The organism is Idiomarina aquatica, from assembly GCF_003987185.1.
GTDB classification, from domain to species: domain Bacteria; phylum Pseudomonadota; class Gammaproteobacteria; order Enterobacterales; family Alteromonadaceae; genus Idiomarina; species Idiomarina aquatica.
The window spans coordinates 279,691-301,593 of record NZ_PIPS01000004.1 but is presented as its reverse complement, the minus strand read 5'-3'; the positions used below and the strand labels follow the sequence as shown (position 1 = coordinate 301,593).

The following is a 21,903-nucleotide window of genomic DNA, read 5'->3' as shown; positions in this document are numbered from 1 at the left end:
CATAGCGGTATGGCACCACCTGGCTCCATTCCGAACCCAGAAGTGAAACATACCAGCGCCGATGGTAGTGTGGGGTCTCCCCATGTGAGAGTAGGACACCGCCAGACTTCAAATTAAGGAAAGCCCCGGGCTCACGCTCGGGGCTTTTTTTATGCCTGTTCGGCCCGCGGCAATGGCTCGTCTCCGAACGATCGCCCTTCTCTACTTCCTCATATATTTCTTAATTGTTCTAAAAATACGAAAACTATATCCGATAATTAACCATTTTATTTCTAAATAATAAGACTATATTTGTTGTATCAATCGCATAAAGGACGCCCAATGCTGAAAAATACGACAAACCAATACGGTTGGGTGAGTATAGTGATTCACTGGACCACAGCGCTGGTTGTGATCGCCATGTTTGCTCTGGGTTGGTGGATGTTAACACTCACTTACTACGATGAATGGTATCGACTGGGCCCTTGGTGGCACAAGTCGATAGGCATCTTGTTACTGGCTTTGACGTTATTTCGCTTACTCTGGAAGGTCGCTGTCGGGGTGCCCAATCCTGATGGAAAACGATGGGAACAGAAAGCGGCTAAGCTAGGTCATGGTGCACTGTATTTCATGTTATTCGTAGTGATGTTAAGCGGTTACATGATTTCAACCGCAGATGGGCGTGCAATTAGCGTATTTGATTGGTTCGATGTTCCCGGTATTAGTTTCGGTGTTGAAAACCAAGAGGATATCGCAGGACTTGTGCATTGGTATGCGGCGGTTGTTTTGATGATTCTGGCAGCGGGACATGCGCTTATGGCGGTCAAGCATCAAGTTATCAATAAACAACCAACGTTGAAAAAAATGATTTCTCCAAACGTTGTTTCAAAATCCGTTTCAAACGATAAGAGGTAAACCATGAAAAAGTCATTAATTGCAGCTGCAATTGTTGGGTCAGCGTTGTTTACCAGCGCATCTTTTGCAGAAGACTATAAAATTGATATTGAAGGTCAACACGCGTTTATCCAATTTAAGATAAAACATCTTGGTTATAGCTGGTTGTATGGCCGTTTTAATAAGTTCGATGGTTCTTTTTCGTATGACGAAAATGCGCCGGAAAACGCATCAATACAGGTAACCATTGATACGTCCAGTATTGATACCAACCACGCCGAGCGTGATAAGCACTTGCGCAGCGATGACTTCTTAAATGTCGGAGAGTATCCAACAGCTACCTTTGAAAGTACGCGCTATGTTCCGGATGAGGATGATGCTGGTGAGGGTACATTGTACGGTAACTTTACTCTAAACGGTGTCACCAAAGAGATTGCCATCGACGTCGCACATACCGGTGCGGGTGAAGACCCTTGGGGTGGCTTTCGCCGTGGCTTTGAAGGCGAAGTCGACCTAACGTTGGCCGACTACAATATTGACTACAACTTGGGTCCGGAAGCAAAAGAAGTCGAACTGTTCTTCTCAATCGAAGGCGTTCGTCAGTAAAACCTCATGCCAACGCCTTTTTGTAGGCGTTGGCAGCCAGTTGAGTGTCTCCTAGCGCATTATAAATGTCTCCCAACAGCTTATAGTCTTCGCTGCGAGCTTCACTGTCGACGAGTTTTTTCAATGCGCGCTGAGCCAGCGAATAATCCTTACTGTCATAAGCTAATTGTGCCAAAGCGCGAATGTAACCCGTATGCTGAGGATTGCGCTTAAGAGCATCTTGAATATACTCGACAAGCTTAGGATAGCTGGCGGTTAACACATGGCTTCGGTTAACTTGTTCGATACTGAGCTCACCGCGTTTCAACCCCTTATAAATGACTTTGGCGCACGCTTCTTTCTTATTGAAATGCGTTAACGCTGCTGCGTAGCTGAGCCGTACCGTGGCATCACTGCGATAGCTTTTATCCAGTGCACGCCAATAATCGTATAAGCCGTTATCGCCCTTCTTACCTTCCTCGATAAATCGCTTTTGATAAACCCGGCTTTTGAGCTCGTCAAACTCATCGGCCGAGTATAATCCGGCTTGTTGCAGTTTCGGTAACAACTCCAGTAACGCTTGCCATTGTCCTGTGGCTTTGTAGAGCTCCGCGGCCAGTCGTAATGTAGCTGCATCGGCTAAGCCCGCAGCCAATAATGCATCCAATCTTTTCACAGCGACATCAGGTTCTTTGTTTTTAATGGACTCAATATACTTAATCTGGATGACCCGATCGGCCTCCTCATAAGCTTTACCAGCCTGAGCTCGCCAAAACTCGGATTTACCAAGTTCTCCACATTGCTGTGCGGCGTAACTTGCCAGCGCCGCGAAGAGGGTCGACGGTTGCTGTTTGTGGCCCTGCTCGAACGCCTGCAGCGCCGCCAAATAATCCTGTTGCAATAACGCCAGCTGACCCTGTTCAAGCAGTCGTTCTGCCTTACCCTCGCGGCGCTTGGAAAACCATTGCCCGCCCTTTTTGGTTTTCGACGCAATAGCGCGAAACAGGGCATAGATCAGACTGATCGCCACGGCAACAACAATCATGATGATGGCCAGTGCAATTACTGACGTTTCCAATGACCAACCCGCAAATTGCACCAATACATAACCGGCATTGCCGGATGAAATCGGGCCAAGAATAGCGCCTGCAACCAGCAGCGCAAAAACAATGATTAACCACTTCATTGCAAGCCTCCTTGCTCTGTCGCGGCGGTTAATGCTTCCAGAGCATCCAGTCGTTCAATAGAGTCTGAGCCGGGTTGTTGTTGGCGTAGCTCGGTTAAACGCTGTTTGATGTCGTTGGCTGCATCGGTGTTACCTTTTAGGGCGTCGATGAGGGGCAGTGCCTGATCAATATAACTGCGCCAAAGCGAGGCGTTATCCTGCAACGCTGCGTGTTGTGCCATGGTCATTAATAAATCGAGTCGCAGAGTCATGGCATCGCGTTCACTCGCGTTTAGCAATGGTTCGGGATTACTGGTCGCAGGCTGGATACGAATAAAGGTATCCAGAAAATCGTTCCAGTTGGCCCGTAGGTTCTCACGCCAATTTTCGGCGTCGGTTGAGACAGTCTTGTCCGTCGCACGCTCATCAAGGCGCTTTTCAGCGACACGATTAGGCAACTCCTGCAGGCGTTGCTGTAAACCCGATAACGTTAATACCAGTTGATCCGGGCGCGAACTCAACCGACCCTCAACGCGGGCAATATCACTCGCCAGCACTTGGCGAATTTGGATTGCCGCAGCGGACTCGATACCGGCAAGTTGTTGGTCTGCTATTTTTAACAACGCCAATGCACTGCGATAATCTTCGGTTCCCCACAACAAACGTGCTGCTGCACTGACCGTTTGTTTTGCTTCAAACAGGCGCCAATGACTCATGCGTTCGAATTGTTGTTGCGGTAACTGGTCCGCTAATTGACTCAGCTGCTGTCGTTGTTGTGAAAGATCGCTACGTAACGATTGCAACTGCTCTTGCAGCGCGGCCAATTGCTTGTCAGATGAGAACGACTCTGTTTGCTGGTTGAGCTGTCTCAACTGACGTTCTGCCGCGTTCAAACGTTGTGCTAATGCGTTTACTTGTTGTTCGGCATTAAAGCGCTCAGCCGGCGTATTGGCATTGTCGGTTGCTGAGCTTTTGTCGGATAAGTCCAGGCCGAGCTGTTTATAAGGCTGTTCTACAACAATCCAGGCGATGGTAGCGATTATGATGACCAATACCAGGTACCAAAACGCACGTTTAAGCTTGCTCCCACGGGGCTTCTTGCTCGTGCTGGTGGTACGGGTTTTGCCCTTTTCCGTGGACGCCTTACTATCCTTTACCGGCTCTGCAACCTCATTTGTTTTGGGTTGTTGCGATTCCGGTTGTTTGTTGTCATCGGTCATATCAGTTTCCATCTTCCAGTAATGCGTTAATCATAGCGTTTTCAGATGCACTTTGCGTAACTGTAACCGCGTCATCCTGCACAAAAGGAATTAACAGGCTCAGGCGCTCGCTTGGCACAATCCAGTGGCAACTGCGCAGCCAGGCATCGGCGTGGGGGGGCAACTCAGACAGAAAATAAGCGAGTTGCTCGGCACTGCTGACCATGATCCTGTTAACCTGCTGCATCCAATCTTGCACAACCCCGGCATCTGATAAAGGTTTTTTTACCCGTTGATAGACTTCCAGTGAACGCACCGAAGCGCCTCGTGCCACCAGGCTATCAGCAAGCAATTCGCGTCCGCCCTTACCTTTGATCAAACACCACTGCTGTGCTTCGACGTCGGTCAATTGTGGCAGTTTTAATAGCCCTTCCGAGCTGTGTTCAAACGTTGGGCATTGGCAGGGCCGTTTAAATTGTTGGCATGCGTACTGTGCGGTGGCCGGACCGACGGCATACATAGCAACCTGTCGCGGTAATTTCAGACCCGCTTCGAGTGCGTATTTAACCGCATTTTTACTGATCCAGATGACAGCATCGGTAGTCGTCAGGTGAGTTACGGCCGGGCGAAGGGCTTGGATATCAATAAAGCTTTGTTCAAAGTAAGGGACGTCGGCAGCCTGTAGCCGCTGCAATAATCGTGGTCGGCTGCCGAGCGGTTGAATCAGGAGGAGCTTATTCATCAGCTTGTTGATAAACGGCGGCGAGAATGTCGCCTGCGCCTTGTGCCAGCAACTTCTCAGCCAATGTGATGCCGAGTGCTTCAGCGTCTTCCACGGGGCCCCGTACCTCATCCCGAATCACTTGCAGACCATCGGGATCCCCGACCAGGCCGCGTAGATAAACTTGATCGTTTGTGATTTCCGCAAAAGCACCAATCGGCACCTGACAGCCACCCTGCAAGCGGCGGTTCATTGCCCGCTCGGCCAATACGCGATAGCGCGTCTGCTGACACTGAAGTGGTTCCAGCAATTGTTTTATCTCGTCGTCATCACTACGGACTTCTATACCTAAAACACCTTGTCCATTGGCCGGTAATGATTGTGTCACTGGAATGAACGAAGTAATGCGCTCGCCAAGCTCCAGCCGGATCAGTCCAGACGCGGCCAGAATAATGGCATCAAATTGTCCTTCGTCCAGTTTTCGCAGGCGCGTTTGCACGTTGCCACGAAGATCTTTAATTTCAAGCTGCGGAAACGCTTCTTTTATCTGACAGCGACGACGTAAACTACAGGTTCCGACCACGGCACCAGCCGGTAGCTCGTCAAGGTTTTTGAACGTGTTCGAGACAAAGGCATCACGCGGGTCTTCACCTTCACAGATGGTGTGTAACTCGAGGCCCGGTGGAAACTCAACCGGTAAATCCTTCATGGAATGCACCGCCAAGTCAGCACGGCCTTCCATCATAGCTGCCTCTAACTCTTTAACAAACAGACCCTTACCACCGATTTTAGCCAGTGGAGTGTCTAAAATCACATCGCCACGAGTCGACATCGGCACCAGTTCTACCGTTAATTCCGGGTATAACTGCTGCAGGCGAGCTTGTATATGCTCTGCTTGCCACATGGCTAGCTTACTCTTCCGTGTCGCTATTCTGACGGTTTTGCTCATATCCTACCCCTACAGCTTAATGACATTTGGTGCGCGCAGTGCGATGATACGCATAGCTTGTATTTTTTAGTGAAACGATAGTTTAGCGATGATCAAACAAATTATAATCAAGGCAACACGAACCATTCTACCATTAATGATGGCGATTGTAGTCGTGGGATGCGGTCAAAAAGGCCCACTGCAACCTCAACCTTTGCCAGAGCAGAATGAGCCTGCCCAAGGCGAACCGGAAACGAAAGTAGACAGCTTGGAAGCGCAATGACGTTTATTGACTTTAAAAAACAACAATTTCATTTGGAAGAATGTTCAGCTACGGCGCTTGCTGAACAGTATGGTACGCCATTATATGTCTATTCAAAGGCGCAATTGCTTGATAACTGGCAACGTTTTACGCGTTATTGGCCAGCCCCGCACCGCTTGTGTTATGCGGTAAAGGCGAACAGTAACCTAGCCATTTTGCAGTTGCTGGCAGCCCAGGGTGCCGGCTTTGATATTGTCTCCGGTGGTGAGCTTAAGCGAGTACTGAAAGCCGGTGGCAAAGCCGAATCGGTGGTGTTCTCAGGGGTTGCAAAGTCGGTAGAGGAACTGACGTTTGCATTACAGCAGGGGATTGGCTGCATCAATGTTGAATCGGCGGCAGAGCTTGAGCGGATTCAAATGGTTGCGCAGCAACTAGGCTTAATGGCACCGGTTTCACTCAGGGTAAACCCTGATGTCGATGCGCAAACACACCCCTACATCGCTACCGGCATGAAGGCGAACAAATTTGGTATCGCTATGGCGGATGCGATGCCGGTCTTTCGCCGCGCGCATGAATTACCGAATATTCAGTTGCTTGGTGCAGACTGCCATATTGGTTCGCAAATTATGACTCCGGCGCCATTCCTGGACGCGGCGGAGCGTATGTTTCAGTTAGTTGAGCGTTTGCAGAGCGAAAATATTACCCTGACCCACCTCGATTTGGGCGGTGGTTTCGGTGTCAGCTATGAAGGTACAGCGTCGCTGGATCTTGAGGCGTATCTTACCGGTGTCCTGAAGATGGCTGAAAACTATCCGCAGCTTACGTTGGTGCTGGAGCCAGGCCGCGCCATTATTGCGGATGCTGGTGTGTTACTGACGCGGGTCGAATACTTGAAAGAAACCGATGATAAGCGGTTTGCCCTGGTCGATGCGGGTATGAACGATTTATTGCGTCCCTCACTCTATCAGGCATGGCATGATATTGTGGCCGTGGATGAAGCCAATAATGGCCGCGGCAAGTTGGTTGATGTGGTTGGTCCGGTTTGCGAAACTGGCTGCTTTTTAGGTCATGCAAGGCATTTAACGATAACTGGCGGTGATCTGCTGGCGGTTAAACATGTTGGTGCTTATGGTTTTACCATGAGCTCTAATTACAACACACGGGCGAAGCCGGCCGAAGTTCTGGTCGATGGCGCTAATAGCTTTTTAATCCGGGCGCGTGAAACATTTGATGACTTGATTCGTGGCGAACGACTGTTAGATAGGACATAACTCAGCGATGTTACTGCAGTTCTCGAAAATGCATGGACTAGGTAATGATTTTGTGGTGGTTGATAATGTCACCCAGAACCTTTACGTCAATCCGGAGCAAATCAAACAATGGGCTAATCGGCACACGGGTATTGGCTTTGATCAGCTGTTGTTAGTTGAACCGCCGTACGATCCGGATCTCGACTTTCATTATCGAATTTTTAATGCAGATGGCAGCGAAGTTGCTCAGTGCGGTAATGGAGCCCGGTGTTTTGCCAAGTTTGTGCGCCTCAAAGGGCTAACGAACAAAAACCATTTAAAGGTCAGTACCAAAGCCGGCAAGTTGGTGTTGCATCTGGAAAAAGATGGTCAGGTCACGGTGGAAATGGGGTTACCGCAATTTGAACCGGCAAGTGTGCCATTCAAGGCGCAAAAAGCTGAGCAAACCTATGTGCTAAGAGCGAATGAAGAAACGGTGTTATGTGGTGTTATGGGGCTGGGTAACCCCCATTGTGTGATCGAGGTCGACGATGTGGATACCGCACCGGTAAACCGACTCGGCACCTTGATTGCCGCCCACGACCGTTTTCCCGAGAGCGTAAACGTTGGTTTTATGCAGATCGTTGATCGCGATAACATTCGTTTACGCGTGCATGAACGTGGCGTTGGCGAAACCCAGGCCTGTGGTAGTGGTGCCTGTGCGGCGGCCGTGATTGGTATGCAACAGGAAAAATTAAATAACCAGGTGACCGTTGAATTGCCCGGCGGCAAACTGGTGATTCGCTGGCAGCCCGAGCAACAAGTTAAAATGACGGGGCCGGCCGAACTTATTTTTGATGGACAAATGTTGTTATGAGTACAGAACCCGAGAAGCAAGCTATGCAACGCATTGACGATTCGCTGATACGCGAATATCTGATTGAAAATCCAGACTTCTTTATGAATAACGACGATTTGTTAACGCACCTGCGTTTCCGTCATGAAGAGCGCGGCGCAGTGTCTCTGGTTGAACGCCAGCAGCAAAAATTACGCAGCAAAGTAAAAGAGCTGGAAGAAGAAATCACTGAATTGATGGTTAATGCGCGTCGCAATGAAGAAATCTTTACAGCCTACAGTCAGCTTTATGTAAGGTTGCTCGACTGCAGAACGTTACCGCAAGTTTTGGATGAGCTACAGCTTACCTTCGAAACGCAACTTAACATGCCAGCATTGTCGTTAAAATTCTTTAACAGCCCAATAGAGTTGGAGGAACAATACACCTTCGCCTCGGATACGCATAAGCAATTACTGAGCAAGCGCTTTAGCGATGACCCGATTTACCTCGGTCGGCTGACGGAGCAGGAACATAAACTGCTGTTTCGTGATGAGTCGGTAGCGTCAGTGGCTTTGTTGCTGCTGGGTAAAGAAGGCGATATCGGTATGCTGGCGGTCGGCAGTGCCAAAGCCGGACATTTTGAACCAGCGATGGACAAATTGCTTATCACCCAATTACAGGCCTTACTCAGTGCGCTGTTACCCACAGTACTGGTGAACGATGACGCTGCTTAACTGGCAGCAAAAGTGGCTTGATCATCTGCGCGGTGAACGCGGACTCGCAGACCTTACGCTAAAAAATTACCAACGCTTGGTATGCCAGGATATTGAGCGTTTAGCCGCACAACAGATAGAGCAGCCGCAACAGTTAACCGTTGCGGTGCTTGAGCGACAGTTAGTCAATTGGCGTCGGGAAGGCCTGGGAGAACGAACGATTGCGTTAAAATTGTCGGCCTGGCGAACATTCTGTGACTTTTTACTACACAATGATGCGTTAGCGGATAACCCGGCTTTGTCGGTAAAAGCGCCTAAAATACCTAAAAGACTACCCAAAAACCTTGATGTTGATAGCATCACACACCTATTGGATCTGCCCGATGATGAACTGGCCGTCCGGGATGCGGCGATGATGGAACTGCTTTACTCCAGCGGTATCCGCCTGGCGGAGCTGGTTAGTCTGGATATGGACTCGGTTGATTTGCGCATGGGTCAGTTGCGGGTAACAGGTAAAGGCAGTAAAACCCGGATTGTGCCGGTTGGTCAGCATGCAATCAAAGCAATCCGGCGCTGGCATAAAGTACGTACTGCTTGGCTGGGGGCTAAACCCGAGGTGGCGTTGTTCGTGAGCAAACGACTCAATCGCATCAGCCCGCGCACGGTGCAGCAACGGCTTAATTACTGGGGCCAGCAACAGGGCATCGTTGGCGACCTGCATCCGCATAAATTGCGGCATTCGTTTGCGTCCCATATGCTGGAGGCCAGTGGTGACTTACGAGCGGTACAGGAGCTGTTGGGTCATGCCAATCTGTCGACCACGCAGATTTATACCCACCTCGACTTCAAGCGTTTAGCTGAGGTCTATGATAAAGCCCACCCGAGGGCAACCAGAACACGCAAATAAAGGTCATCAAATTATGGCGCTGAGCTTCTACCGTCGACTGAAACGATTTTCGGTTATTAGCTTCGATCTGGACGACACATTGTACGACAATGTCCCGATCATGCAGGCTGCAGAACACAATGTGCAGCGCTTCATCGAACAACATTATCCACAGACCCGGCACTGGCAACTGGAGCACTGGCGTCAACGCCGGAACCAGTTGATGACCCGTAACGTGGAGCTCGCGAGTAACATGACGTTACTGCGTTTGACCACGCTGCGGGAAGGCTTTGCGGAGGCTGGTGTGAAAGATCCGGAGCGTGCCGCTGAACGAGTGATGGAGCAATTTCACCGGCATCGCAGTGATTTTGAGGTTGCTGCGGAAACCCATCAATTGCTGCAACAATTGTCTCAACGTTATCGCTTGGCTGCTATTAGTAACGGCAATGTCGACTGTCAGCGTATCGGCCTAAGTCAGTGGTTTGATATTATCGTGCAGCCCACTCAAGGGTTGCGAGGCAAGCCGCACCGCGACATGTTTGATGCGGTGCTGGCGCACTATTCGATCGCGGCAGAGGAACTGTTGCACATTGGTGATCATCCAACCTCCGATATTCTGGGAGCACACCGTGCCGGCTGCCAAACCGGCTGGTTTGGTGGTGGTTTGGGGACATTCGATCAATTGCGTGTCTTACCGACCTTCCGTTTTAATCAACTCCAGCAGTTGCACGAGCTGCTCGACACTGGTTGCGTATACAGTGGTTGACGATTACACTTGCGGTTTAATCCGCTAAAAGAGGAGCCCACATGAGCAGTACGCACCCTTTGATTTCAGGACTCAACGATAAACAACGTCAGGCGGTTAGTGCTGATGATGGTCATATGCTGGTGCTGGCAGGGGCAGGGAGTGGTAAAACGCGGGTGTTGGTGCATCGTATTGCCTGGCTGATCCAGCAACGTAATTATTCTCCTTACAGTATTTTAGCGGTTACCTTCACCAATAAGGCGGCATCCGAGATGCGCGGCCGTGTAGAACAGTTGTTAGGCAGCTCGGTGCGCAATATGTGGATTGGCACCTTTCATGGTCTGGCTCACCGGTTATTGCGCGCGCATTATATGGATGTTGGCTTGCCGCAAAACTTTCAAATCCTTGATAGCGATGATCAACAGCGGCTGATTAAGCGACTGATAAAGTCGATGAATCTGGATGAAAAGCGTTGGCCGGCCAAACAGGCGCAATGGTACATCAACGGTAAGAAAGACGAAGGTTTGCGGGCGCAACACATCGAAACCTTCGATCCGAACGAACAGACGTTAAAGTCCATCTATCAAGCCTATCAGGAAAGTTGCGATCGGGCGGGGTTGGTTGATTTCGCAGAGCTTTTGTTACGCGCTCATGAACTGTTGCGTCATAACAAATCGGTAAGAGAACATTATCAGCGTCGTTTCCGACACATATTGGTGGACGAATTTCAGGATACCAACGCCATTCAGTACGCGTGGATCAGGTTGCTTTCCGGTGCAGAAAATTTTGTCACTATTGTCGGCGATGACGATCAGTCCATTTACGGCTGGCGTGGTGCGCGGGTTGAAAATATACAGCAGTTTATGGACGACTACCCGGCGGTAACCACTATCCGACTGGAACAAAACTATCGTTCAACAGGAACCATACTGAGAGCTGCCAATGCGGTTATCGCCAACAACGCAGAGCGTCTTGGTAAGGATCTCTGGACGGATGGTAATGAAGGCGAACCGGTCAGCCTCTATGCCGCGTTTAATGAAATGGATGAAGCCCGTTACATCGTTGGGCGTATTGAAGAGTGGCGTGATCAGGGTAATGCGTTGCAGGACGTTGCGATTTTATATCGCAGTAACGCGCAGTCGCGCGTGCTGGAGGAGGCCTTGTTGCACGCCCGTATGCCCTACCGCATCTATGGCGGGCTACGCTTCTTTGAACGTCAGGAAATTAAAGACGCGTTAGGGTATCTGCGTATTTTATCAAATCGTGATGATGACGCCGCCCTTGAGCGAGTCATTAATACCCCCACTCGGGGGATTGGTAACCGCACGTTGGACATCATTCGTCAGACGGCGCGAGAAAACCAGCAATCGCTATGGCAAGCGGCGAGTTTAATGGTTGCTGAAAAAGCACTGGCAGGACGAGCAAGAAACGCCGTTGCAGCGTTTATTGACTTTATTGAAGGGTTAGACGACGAAACCGAAGACTTCACGCTGGGTCGTTTGAGTGACGAGGTGATCCGTCGCTCAGGTCTGTTGGCGATGTACGAAGCTGAGAAAGGCGAAAAAGCAGAAACCCGTGTTGAGAACTTGAAAGAGCTGGTCAATGCCTGTCAAAACTTTAACCTGGATGACAGCGAAGAAGACATGAGTCCGCTTAACGCATTTTTGGCGCATGCAGCACTCGAGGCTGGTGAAGAACAGGCGGATGAGTATCAGGATGCTGTGCAGTTGATGACGCTTCACAGTGCCAAGGGCCTGGAGTTTCCGTTGGTGTTTATGACCGGTGTTGAGGAAGGCGTCTTTCCGTCACAACAGTCGATGGACGAACCCGGGCGACTCGAAGAAGAACGTCGCCTTTGTTATGTCGGAATGACGCGAGCCATGCAAAAGCTGGTACTGACTTATGCGGAGCAACGACGCATTTATGGGCAAGAATTCTTCCATAAGGTGAGCCGGTTTGTCTCTGAAATACCAGCTGATACCTTACATGAAGTGCGTCTTCAGACTCAGGTCCAACGCCCATCCAGCTACAGCCGGTTTAATAACGCAGCAAGCCATGAAGCCTTTGAGCAAACCGGTTATCAACTCGGTCAGCGGGTACGGCATCCGAAATTTGGAGACGGCACGGTATTGAATTATGAAGGCACAGGACCACAGAGCAGAATCCAGATAAACTTCGATCAAGTGGGCAGCAAATGGTTGGTTGTCGCCTATGCGAGACTGGAACCTTGTTAATTAACATAAAAACAAATTGAACGCATACTGACATTTCCGACTATACATAGACACACGCTTTAAAAACGGAGGTGTTTATGAAGCGCAATGCAAGTGCAGTATGGAAAGGCAGTATTAAAGAAGGTTCCGGTGTTGTTTCGACACAAAGTGGTACGTTGGATAACACGGCTTATTCATTCAAAAGTCGATTTGAAAGTGGCACAGGAACGAATCCCGAAGAGCTTATTGGTGCGGCTCATGCGGGCTGTTACGCGATGGCATTTTCGCTAATGCTTGGCGAAGCCGGTTATGAGCCGAGCGAAATTGACGCTAAAGCTGAAGTGTCATTGGTAGAAGATGATGGCGGCTTTAAAATCGATGCCATCAAGTTAACGGTAACAGCTACGATTGATGGCATCAGTGACGACGAATTTCAGAAAATTGCCAACCAAGCCAAAGAAGGTTGCCCGGTTAGCAAAGTACTGAATGCCGACATCTCATTAGATGCAAACCTCAACTAACGGGCTCTTGCACCACGGCTCGTTTATTGCGCTGGCGCTGTAATACGGAATCCACCGTATACAGAGCCAGCGCTCCCCAAATAATAATGAACGTAATGAGTTTGCTTTCCTCCAACGGCTCTCCGTAAGCAAGAACCGCCAGTAAAAACATCATGCTTGGTGCAATGTATTGAAAGAACCCCAGGGTGGAATAACGGATACGCTGCGCCGCTGCGGTAAAGCACAACAACGGCACCGTAGTAACCAGTCCGGCTGCAACCAGCAACAGGTTCAAATGCCAGCTGTTGGCGGTAAGATCGCTGGCAGACGAGTTGGCAAAAAACATCAGATAGCCCAGCATGATCGGGGCTAATAACGCGGTTTCCAACCACAGCCCGCTGATTGAATCGACCGGCAGTCGTTTGCGAATGGCACCGTAAATGGCAAAACTCGAGGCCAGTGCCAGAGCTACCCAAGGTACAGCGCCGAAGGTTATGATCTGAATCGCTACGCCGAGAACGGCCATAGCAATAGCCACCAATTGCAGACGACGCATTTTTTCGCCAAAAAAGGCCATGCCGATGGCGACATTGAGTAATGGATTAATGTAATAACCTAAACTGGCATCGAGCAGGTGATCCGTATTGATGGCCCAAATAAATAGAAACCAGTTGCCGCCAAGTAATACGGTGGCCAGTGCAAGTCTAAGAATCAGTTTGGGGCTGCGTACAATCGGTAAGATCCGGTCCATCCGGCGCATCGCAATGATGAGAATGAGCACCAGAACAAACGCCCAGATAATACGGTGCGCCAGTATTTCAAACGCCGGGACTTGTTTAACGAGTTTAAAGTAGACAGGAGCTACGCCCCAAAATGTGTACGCAGCCAGCGCAAAGATTACGCCCTGCTTAGCCCGCACCGCTTCATCGGTCATTGCTTTATCCTACTAGGTATGTACCGGTGCCAAACGCGATGTGTGTGCCATCCTGGTTATGCAGTTCCATTCGCGCTACGGCAACTTTATTGCCGGATCGAATGATGGTGGCGCTGGCAATAAATTCCTCGCCCCGGCCCGGTCGTAAATAATCAACACGCAAATCTATGGTACCACAGCGTGACAGTCGCTCCATGAGATATTCTTCGGTCGGATTATCCAATCGTGCCAGCATCCCGGCAATCGCAACGAGTCCCCCCGCTGTATCCAGTGCGGTGGAGGTTACACCGCCGTGTAGTATCCGCTGTGGTACATTACCCATCAGTTCGTCACGCCAGCGAAACCGGACTTCGCCCCGCTCTGGGGTAAACTCAGTGATTTCAAAGCCGAGCATGCGTTGAAACGGAACTTGGTCGTTCATAAACTCGGAAACTTTCGTCAGCAATCGTTGTATATCCATTTTTATCATGGTGATCAGGGGCTAGGACGCTTACAATAGAGCGATGATGTTAATCAAGTCAACAGAAGCTTGCTCAAGGTGCCCATGTTAGCCAAAAATGCCGAAGTTAGTGACCAATCGCAGCACAATCAAGATCTGATCGCGAAACTTAAGCAGCAGCTCCAGCGTGTATTCGGTTATACCAGTTTTCGTGATGGCCAACTGGATGTGATGCTGAATGCGCTGCAGGGGCGAGATACCTTGGTACTGATGCCGACCGGCGGCGGCAAATCGCTTTGCTATCAATTGCCAGCGCTGTGTCATGAGGGGCTTACTGTCGTGATTTCGCCGTTGTTGTCGCTCATGCAGGATCAAGTGGAAGCATTGCAGGCGATGGGGATATCAGCGGCTACCCTGCACTCGGGGTTGTCTTCGGAGACGGCATTGGCGACTTTGCAACAGCTCCAGCGGCAACAAATAAAAGTACTCTATGTCAGTCCTGAGCGGGCACTACAACCAAGCTTTATCCAACGACTGCAGGAATACCAGCCGGGTTTTATTGCCATTGACGAAGCACATTGTATTAGTCAGTGGGGGCATGACTTCCGTCCGGAATACGGTCAGCTTGGGCAACTGCGTCAGTATTTGCCGAATGTTCCTTTTATGGCGTTAACCGCTACCGCTGATGCAGCGACTCAACATGACATCATGGAACGGTTGCAACTGCAGCAACCCTATTGTCACCGTAGCTCTTTTGACCGGCCTAACATTCGATACGTGGTACAGGAAAAGTTTAAGCCGTTAAAGCAAATTAAAGACTATGTGAAAAAACAAAAGGGCTCAGCCGGCATTATTTATTGCGGCTCACGTAAGAAAACTGAAGAAATCTCCGAGAGTTTGCAACAAGCCGGCATAAAGGCCGCACCCTACCATGCCAAACTAGAGCATGCGTTAAAGGAGTCGACGCTGCGGCAGTTTTTACGTGACGACATTGATGTTGTTGTGGCAACCATTGCTTTCGGTATGGGCATCAATAAGCCTAATATTCGTTTTGTCGTGCATTTTGATATCCCCCGTAGTATCGAGTCTTACTATCAGGAAACGGGGCGAGCCGGCCGTGATGGCTTACCGGCTGAAGCACTGATGCTGTTTGATCCGAGGGATGCGCAGTGGATTCAACGGATGATAGAAGAGCAGGACAACGAACACCGCCGGCTCGTGGAAAAACAAAAATTTGCCGCCATGCAAGCGATGGCGGAAGCACAAACCTGCCGACGGTTGGTGCTATTGAACTACTTTAATGAGTTTACCGACAAAGAGTGTGGTAACTGTGACTTGTGTCTGGACCCGCCACAACGGTTTGACGCTCTGGAAGATGCGCAAAAAGCGCTGAGTTGTGTCTACAGAGTGGGGCAACAGTTTGGTATTGCTCATATTGTTGAGGTATTGCGAGGGTCTAAAAACCAGCGCGTGCTGGAATTAAAACATGATCAACTGAGTACTTATGGCATTGGCCAGGAACAGAGCCATGAGTACTGGTTCTCAATTTTACGGCAGTTAATACATCGTGGCCTGATTGTGCAGGACATTCGCCGCTTTGCGGCCTTGCAACTGACCGAAGCCGCGCGATCGGTTTTGCGCGGAGAAGTGACACTAGAACTGGCGAAACCACGTATTAACCTGACTGCGACGCGAAACAGTATCACTGATCGCGGTGACTATAATAAGGTATTATTCCGGCGCCTGCGGAAACTACGAAAAGACATTGCCGATCGCGATGGCGTGCCACCGTTCGTTGTTTTCAGTGATGCCAGTTTGGTTGAAATGTGTATCGACTATCCGACCTCCGATGCCGATATGTTGGCAATTTCGGGGGTAGGCCAGGTTAAATTAGAGCGTTACGGCGCAGAATTTATTGACGCAATTAATCATTTTTTAAACGGAGCGAGTGAACGACAGTTATTCAATGGCTGATTTAGACACGTTGATATTAAAGCATCGTCCGACAGCAGAAACGGACATCGACAGTTGGGCGTCTGACGTCGCAGCTGCGCTGGACGCGACCATTCGCGAGTCTGAGCTGGCAGCCGATCAGTATTGCTGGCGGTTGTCGATCCGTAACCGTCACTGGCTGTTGTTTTACTCGCACCTGTGCGAAGCCGCTTGGCTGCAGCCACTTGAGGGTGTCGACAAAGGGGTGATGACGGCGTTGCAAGCAGAGGACTATATTTGATGTTATTTAGGCTTCTGGCGTTATTGGTGTTGCTTGTTTCTGTCGAGAGTGTGGCAACTGAAACTCGCCAAGTACTGACGGTTTCGGCACAAACAGAACGGGTAAAGCTCAATCAGCAATTGGCATTCCGAGTCACTCACGACAACTTTTCATTATCCCGAATCGGTTTGGATAGCCCCGAGCGATGGGAGTCGTTCGAACAATTGCGCTCGCATCAAATTGGAAGCGATAAACCACTCATCTGGGCTGCGGTAAAAGTATTCAACCGAAGCCGCTCATCACAACGTTATATCATTGACTTCGGCGACAGTTACATCGATGAAGCCAGTGTCTATCTGTTGAACGCTGAATTTCAGGTACTGGACTCCGAACGGGTTGAGTTCGATGACCCTTTGGTAAACCGTCCACATATTTCGCAACAGATCATGTTGCCGGTTGATGTTCCGGCCAATCAGACGATGTGGTTGGTCATGAGCATGAAACAGTGGCCAAAACAAATAAACACCTTGTCACTTTGGGCACCGCAGCCATTACAACTGCACTTACAGCAAAAACAAACGGCGCTGGGCGTGAATGCCGGCGTGCTGTTGTTGCTTGCGGTAGCTGCTTTTAGCCTGGCGCGCGGCACTCAGCGCAAACTGCAGATAAGTACCGGTCTTGTTGCCACCGCGTTTATTCTGGTCATGCTACTGCACAGTGGTATTTGGATCACTTATTTCTCACCGTTTAGTCCGGCCATTGCCGGCGTGTTACTCCCATACTCTAAACAGTGGTTATTGTTGGCACTGACGTGGGTGCTGAGGGAGTGCGTACGAAGTTGGCTGAAAAGCGTTAACTGGAACCGCTTTTTTAATGGGCTTATGGTGCTTGAGCTGTTGGTTAGTATTGCTCAGCCTTGGTGGCCTGAGCTGCAGTCGAGCACTTGGCTGTCATTGCAAATCAGTATCCTCGTCGCGATCACGGCATTGGTTGGCTGGCGCGTGGTTAACAGTGACCATGACCGTATCGTAAAGTGGTTTGTACTGCTGTTATTGCCGCTATCGGTCATTGCCTGGCTACTCATTCTTCCGCGTGTTAATACCTTATGGCAGGGTCTCTCGGGCATTGTGTTGTATAGCCTACTGACCGCAAATATGTTGGCGCTGATACTGGCACAATTGGATAAAGCGCTGGTGCGTCTGGATCGCAGAATTGGCAGCTTACGCCGTATGAAGGACTATTATCGGGACGCTTACTGGCGGTTTATCAACCGCAGTAATGAGGGCTGGTTTGAGCTTGATGCGGATCATCATTGGCGGCGGGTTAGCAAACGCTTTTTAGCCATTTTAGGTTTAAACAATGCCGATTTCCTGCGCCGTCATTGGCCAACGGCGGGTGCCTTGTTTAACAGCCAGTGCACGACCTGGAATGAACCACAACGGCGAGAGAGTTGGCAACACCTGCAATCGGTAGAACGGATTGACGGCAAAACAATTTGGTTGCAGATAGAGATTTTCGCTGACGGGCGCGGCCGTATTTTGGAAGTGACCGAGCAGGTTGAAGCGGAAATGCACCTGAATTTCCTGGCAAAGCACGACCCGTTGACCGGGCTGCTCAATCAGCGAGAATTTCATCGTGTGTTGCAACGACAGGTCGATCAGCAAAAGGACTGTGTGGTGATACTGCTGCATATTAATGGTTTGCAGGTAATCCATGATCAAACCGAGCCGGCCGTCCGCGACCAGGCCTTATTGCAAATGGTATTGAATCTGCGGGAGAAATTGCCGCAAAGAGCGCGTATTGCCAGGGTGGCTGAGCAACGTCTCGGCATTATGATCAGCGACACCGAGCAAGCCGGTTTTGCGCTTGCGTATCAGCTGATTCAGGTTTGCCGGGAATTTCGTTTTTCAACTCAAGACCGTGTGTTTCAGTTTACCGCTCATGCGGGCATTGCTTGCGCGACCGCAGCGACCCTTAATGGAGTAAGCCTGTTACGGCGGGCAGAGGGCGCGTTAAAGCTTGCGCAACAGTTGGGCGATTTCAAGGTACACAGCGCAACGGCGGACGATCAGCAACGCCTGTTGCGACGCGAAGAACAGAACTGGGAACAGCGATTACGAGACGCCTTGGTCAACGAAGATTGGGTTTTGTATCAACAAGTGATGGTCAGTGCCGATCAGAATCGTGACAAGCATTGCTATGAAATCTTGTTGCGGTTGCCCGAATCTGGGCAAACAGATCCAGATGAAGCACTGGCACCGCAACAGTTCCTGAGCGCAGCGTTAAATGCCGGCATTATGGGTAAAGCGGACCGCTGGCTGGTGCGACACGTTCTGGATTATTTTAATGATAACCCCTTTATTGCAACCCGAACCTGGCGTTGTCACATTAATTTATCGATTCAAAGCCTTGAGGACAGTGAGCTGATTCATTTTCTAGAGCAAAAAATTGAACAGTCGAATATGCGACCCGAGCAATTGGCGTTTGAACTCGCTGAACCGGTTGTCGCGGAAAACTTTGAGCGTGCTTATGAGCTGTTTAAACAACTGCAACAGTTGGGCTGTGTTACCGTAATCGACCAGTTTGGAACCGGTTTCAATTCGTTCCGTTTACTCAGACAAATGCCGTTGACGCAGATAAAAATCAATCGTTTCTGGGTGCAAAATATGCTCCTCGATGCGGTCGAGGCAGAGCTGGTTTTATCCTGTATCCGGTTGGCGAAAGCCGCGGGCGTTGAAGTCAGTGCGGTTGGTGTCGAAAATGAGGAAACGCGAACGGCATTGATCGATGCAGAGGTAGACTATTTACAAGGGTATGTGTGCGGGCGGCCAACACAGTGGCAACCGGCTGAAAATACACCATAGCCATAAAAAAGAGGCGGTTTACCCGCCTCTCTTAATCGCTGTTAATGTATCCAGGGAAGTCGTTTTAACAGCTTAGCTATCGCTTTTGCTCGAGCGAACTTCAAGTAATTCCTTGGTCGAGTTACCGATGCTGATGCGTTTCGGTTTCATCGATTCAGGAATGTTCTTAACTAAGCCAATGGTCAACAAACCATTTTTCAGCGCTGCACCGGTTACTTCGATGTGCTCAGCCAAGCTGAACTTACGTTCGAAGGCTCGGTTGGCAATACCACGGTGCAAGAATTCGCGTTTTTCTTTTTCTTCCGGTTTGCTGCCGGAAACGCGAAGTACGCCATTTTCGACTTCAATCTCAAGATCATCCTCTTCAAAACCTGCAACAGCCAGCGTGATCGCGTATTGATTTTCAGCGATTAACTCGATGTTGTAGGGAGGATAACCACTTGCGCTGGTGTCAGAACGCAATGCTGCATCAAGCAAAGAAGCCATGCGGTCAAAACCAACACTGCTGCGATAAAGAGGGCTTAAATCGATAGTTGCCATAGTCATTCTCCTTAGAAGCAATAACTTTAATGGTTTAACAAAATGACACGTCTGTGTCGGTTGTCAGCCGACTCTCTGAGAGACGCCGGCTTCACTACCTTATGTGTGAACAGAGCCAATAATTTTCAAGAGAAAAAATAAAATTTTTGTTTTTACGGTACAGTGTTTACTATGAATTTATCGCGTTACCGCAGGGAATGCCCGGATGTCAGAGTCGCCAGAACCACAACAATTACAGCAGCAGGATTCTGTTTGGCAATGGGTTGCCAGCAGTGATTATCGCTGCCCGACAACACCAACGGTGATTACCATAAAACGTTGGTGGCATTCGTTGCGTGCCCAGTCGGGCAAGGACAATGAAACGGAACAGCCCGAGCAAAGCGTGGATGTGCTGAAGTTTAGTATCAATGAAGGGCTACAACAGCTTGATCATATGTTGCAGGAATGGCGTGACGATGATGAGGATCAATCCGTACGCTGGTTGATCAGCCCACCCCATTCACCCGTTAATGAAATCGCAAAAACATGGGCTAACGCCAACAATATCGTCGATTTACAAACGCCAAAGCGAGATGAGCTTTGCCTCGATACGCTAAACGTTGAATTACCTCAGGGTAATCATGCGGCTCCTTGGTTTGTGCCGGAGTTGGCACATTGCTATTTGCGGCAGTCAAAAGGGTTGCGCTGGGTACGGGCGTTTTTTGCTCAGGCTCTGAGCGGTGATATTGGTAAAGGACTGGTGGTTTGTGACAGTTGGGCCTGGAGTTTTCTGCGTAAATTATGGCCCGTATCACAGCCAAAAACGTTGACGCTGCAAGCCTTTGATGCCGAGGCGCTGCAGACACTGGGTCTTAACCGAGACGTTGAACATCTCAAGCACCTGGCTTCGTTATCGCGGGGTAACCTCGGAATCGCCTGTGCGTTTTCGGGGAGCCGCTACCGACGGCAGCTGCAGCAACAGCAATCACCGTTTGAGTTGCCGTCAATGCCGGCAGAAACAACGGACAGTACCGCCTTTATCCTGCACATGCTGCTCCTGCATCGCGGGCTTGCGTCGTATCAACTGCATCAGGTGTTGCCGATTGTATCGCCGACGCATTTGGATATTGAACTGCAAAGTCTCAACTACTGTGGTTTGATTCGTAAAACCGAATCACAGTGGTACGTTACGCCGACCGGTTACCCCGTTGTACGTCAGGCATTGAGTGCCAGAGGACTGTGGCTGGATCACTTTTAGAGGCCAACATGGAAAACGAATCTGTGAACGAAGTTGCCGGTCTGTTCAAAGAACTTAATACGGCAGCGTTAATTGAAATCGCGGCGATTTTGCTCGCGGCCTGGTTTGTGGTTTGGTTGTCTCAGCGTTTGCTGCCGTGGCTCGCTAACCATCTGCATGGCAAGCAGCGCCTGTATACACTGGCACTGGTGCCCATGGTTCGTATTTTGGTGTTGGTGCTGGCGCTGGTACTGATCATTCCCCGCATCATCGAGCCGACTCTACAAAATATGGTTGCGACTCTGGGCGCCGCCGGCCTGGCCATCGGTTTTGCGTTAAAAGATTATGTCAGCAGTTTAATTGCCGGCGTGGTCGCAGTGCATGAAATGCCCTATCGCCCGGGTGACTGGGTGTCCGTTGATGGGGTTTATGGTGAAGTTAAGCACATCGGTATGCGCACCGTGGAGTTGGTGACCAATGATGATACCGTCATATGGGTACCACACTTAAAGCTCTGGGATAATCTGATTCACAACGCCAACAATGGCGGGCCGAGTTTAATGTGCGTGGCTGAATTTTTTATTCAGCCTGAGTTTGATGCCTTTATGATTCGTGACGCGCTGGAAGACATTGCCTTAACCAGTCCTTATCTGCAACTGTCAAAACCGATAGTCGTGACGGTAAACGAGGAACCCTGGGGGACTCGGTATCGCTTAAAAGCTTATCCGATAGATCCTCGGCAACAGTTCCTGTTTGTGACGGATTTGACCGCTCGCGGTAAAAAGCGACTGCTCGAACTGGAGGTGAAATTCTCGCGCGTAGAGACCGCGCGAGAATGTTAACT

Annotated in this window: 22 protein-coding genes and 1 rRNA gene; 16 read left to right on the top strand and 7 right to left on the bottom strand. The window is 49.9% G+C overall.

The window, feature by feature from the left end; all coding sequences use genetic code 11:
• From rrf to CWE23_RS12450, 3 genes are all read left to right on the top strand, one after another.
• Positions 1-107, top strand: a 5S ribosomal RNA gene (gene rrf / locus CWE23_RS12460); the annotation flags it as partial.
• A 214-nt stretch (positions 108-321) separates the two neighbouring features.
• Positions 322-894 carry a cytochrome b gene (locus CWE23_RS12455; protein WP_105307595.1) on the top strand — a complete coding sequence of 191 codons (573 nt, stop codon included), beginning with the start codon at positions 322-324 and terminating at the stop codon, positions 892-894.
• 3 nt (positions 895-897) lie between these two features.
• Positions 898-1,479, top strand: a complete 582-nt coding sequence (locus CWE23_RS12450; protein WP_105307594.1) for a YceI family protein — start codon at positions 898-900, stop codon at positions 1,477-1,479.
• Positions 1,480-1,483: 4 nt separating this feature from the next.
• On the opposite strand, the gene CWE23_RS12445 is transcribed toward CWE23_RS12450, so the two are convergent.
• The 4 genes from CWE23_RS12445 to hemC are packed head-to-tail and all read right to left on the bottom strand — an operon-like array spanning position 1,484 to position 5,492.
• On the bottom strand, positions 1,484-2,644 hold the full coding sequence (locus CWE23_RS12445; RefSeq protein WP_126820424.1) for a heme biosynthesis HemY N-terminal domain-containing protein: 1,161 nt from the start codon (positions 2,642-2,644) through the stop codon (positions 1,484-1,486).
• Positions 2,641-3,843: a uroporphyrinogen-III C-methyltransferase gene (locus tag CWE23_RS12440; protein ID WP_157982930.1), complete on the bottom strand. Its 1,203-nt coding sequence runs from the start codon at positions 3,841-3,843 to the stop codon at positions 2,641-2,643. Before CWE23_RS12440 ends, CWE23_RS12445 begins: the two co-directional genes overlap by 4 nt.
• A gap of 1 nt (position 3,844) precedes the next feature.
• Positions 3,845-4,564 (bottom strand): uroporphyrinogen-III synthase, encoded by a 720-nt coding sequence (locus CWE23_RS12435; protein WP_157982929.1) that lies wholly within the window; start codon positions 4,562-4,564, stop codon positions 3,845-3,847.
• Positions 4,557-5,492, bottom strand: coding sequence for a hydroxymethylbilane synthase (gene hemC, locus CWE23_RS12430; protein ID WP_105307590.1), 936 nt, complete (start codon positions 5,490-5,492; stop codon positions 4,557-4,559). Before hemC ends, CWE23_RS12435 begins: the two co-directional genes overlap by 8 nt.
• Positions 5,493-5,580: 88 nt before the next feature.
• Here hemC and lptM point away from each other — a divergent pair, with 88 nt between their 5' ends.
• The 8 genes from lptM (at position 5,581) to CWE23_RS12395 (ending at position 12,875) form a co-directional block, all read left to right on the top strand.
• Positions 5,581-5,754, top strand: a complete 174-nt coding sequence (gene lptM / locus CWE23_RS13955) for an LPS translocon maturation chaperone LptM (protein ID WP_222842999.1) — start codon at positions 5,581-5,583, stop codon at positions 5,752-5,754.
• On the top strand, positions 5,751-7,004 hold the full coding sequence (lysA, locus tag CWE23_RS12425; RefSeq protein ID WP_105307589.1) for a diaminopimelate decarboxylase: 1,254 nt from the start codon (positions 5,751-5,753) through the stop codon (positions 7,002-7,004). Before lptM ends, lysA begins: the two co-directional genes overlap by 4 nt.
• Positions 7,005-7,011: 7 nt before the next feature.
• Entirely contained in the window at positions 7,012-7,839 is an 828-nt protein-coding gene (gene dapF / locus CWE23_RS12420; protein ID WP_105307588.1) for a diaminopimelate epimerase, read from the top strand.
• Positions 7,836-8,531: a DUF484 family protein gene (locus CWE23_RS12415; RefSeq protein WP_105307587.1), complete on the top strand. Its 696-nt coding sequence runs from the start codon at positions 7,836-7,838 to the stop codon at positions 8,529-8,531. The genes dapF and CWE23_RS12415 overlap by 4 nt, the downstream gene beginning before the upstream one ends.
• On the top strand, positions 8,518-9,417 hold the full coding sequence (locus CWE23_RS12410; protein WP_105307586.1) for a tyrosine recombinase XerC: 900 nt from the start codon (positions 8,518-8,520) through the stop codon (positions 9,415-9,417). Before CWE23_RS12415 ends, CWE23_RS12410 begins: the two co-directional genes overlap by 14 nt.
• The gene (locus CWE23_RS12405; RefSeq protein WP_241970640.1) at positions 9,377-10,162 is read left to right on the top strand and encodes an HAD-IA family hydrolase; all 786 of its coding nucleotides are present in this window, start codon (positions 9,377-9,379) and stop codon (positions 10,160-10,162) included. The genes CWE23_RS12410 and CWE23_RS12405 overlap by 41 nt, the downstream gene beginning before the upstream one ends.
• Before the next feature lie 41 nt (positions 10,163-10,203).
• Positions 10,204-12,375 carry a DNA helicase II gene (gene uvrD, locus CWE23_RS12400; RefSeq protein ID WP_105307584.1) on the top strand — a complete coding sequence of 724 codons (2,172 nt, stop codon included), beginning with the start codon at positions 10,204-10,206 and terminating at the stop codon, positions 12,373-12,375.
• Positions 12,376-12,452: 77 nt separating this feature from the next.
• A complete protein-coding gene (locus CWE23_RS12395; RefSeq protein ID WP_105307583.1) occupies positions 12,453-12,875 on the top strand; it encodes an OsmC family protein in 423 nt (140 codons plus the stop codon).
• Here the strand turns inward: CWE23_RS12395 and rarD are convergent.
• Both rarD and CWE23_RS12385 read right to left on the bottom strand, forming a co-directional pair.
• Positions 12,868-13,788: an EamA family transporter RarD gene (rarD, locus tag CWE23_RS12390; protein WP_105307582.1), complete on the bottom strand. Its 921-nt coding sequence runs from the start codon at positions 13,786-13,788 to the stop codon at positions 12,868-12,870. The genes CWE23_RS12395 and rarD overlap by 8 nt on opposite strands.
• A 4-nt stretch (positions 13,789-13,792) precedes the next feature.
• Positions 13,793-14,248, bottom strand: coding sequence for a thioesterase family protein (locus CWE23_RS12385; RefSeq protein WP_198678843.1), 456 nt, complete (start codon positions 14,246-14,248; stop codon positions 13,793-13,795).
• 84 nt (positions 14,249-14,332) lie between these two features.
• Here CWE23_RS12385 and recQ point away from each other — a divergent pair, with 84 nt between their 5' ends.
• The 3 genes from recQ to CWE23_RS12370 are packed head-to-tail and all read left to right on the top strand — an operon-like array spanning position 14,333 to position 19,303.
• Complete coding sequence (recQ, locus tag CWE23_RS12380; RefSeq protein ID WP_105307580.1) at positions 14,333-16,201, top strand: DNA helicase RecQ; 1,869 nt, start codon at positions 14,333-14,335, stop codon at positions 16,199-16,201.
• On the top strand, positions 16,194-16,460 hold the full coding sequence (locus CWE23_RS12375) for a DUF3630 family protein (RefSeq protein WP_126820423.1): 267 nt from the start codon (positions 16,194-16,196) through the stop codon (positions 16,458-16,460). Before recQ ends, CWE23_RS12375 begins: the two co-directional genes overlap by 8 nt.
• Positions 16,460-19,303: an EAL domain-containing protein gene (locus tag CWE23_RS12370; RefSeq protein WP_126820422.1), complete on the top strand. Its 2,844-nt coding sequence runs from the start codon at positions 16,460-16,462 to the stop codon at positions 19,301-19,303. The genes CWE23_RS12375 and CWE23_RS12370 overlap by 1 nt, the downstream gene beginning before the upstream one ends.
• 72 nt (positions 19,304-19,375) lie before the next feature.
• Here the strand turns inward: CWE23_RS12370 and CWE23_RS12365 are convergent, their stop codons facing one another.
• Complete coding sequence (locus tag CWE23_RS12365; protein ID WP_126820421.1) at positions 19,376-19,843, bottom strand: Hsp20 family protein; 468 nt, start codon at positions 19,841-19,843, stop codon at positions 19,376-19,378.
• 205 nt (positions 19,844-20,048) lie between these two features.
• On the opposite strand from CWE23_RS12365, the gene CWE23_RS12360 reads away from it, so the two are divergent.
• Complete coding sequence (locus CWE23_RS12360; RefSeq protein WP_126820420.1) at positions 20,049-21,080, top strand: hypothetical protein; 1,032 nt, start codon at positions 20,049-20,051, stop codon at positions 21,078-21,080.
• Positions 21,081-21,088: 8 nt separating this feature from the next.
• Complete coding sequence (locus CWE23_RS12355; RefSeq protein ID WP_105307575.1) at positions 21,089-21,901, top strand: mechanosensitive ion channel family protein; 813 nt, start codon at positions 21,089-21,091, stop codon at positions 21,899-21,901.
• Positions 21,902-21,903 lie beyond the last annotated feature (2 nt).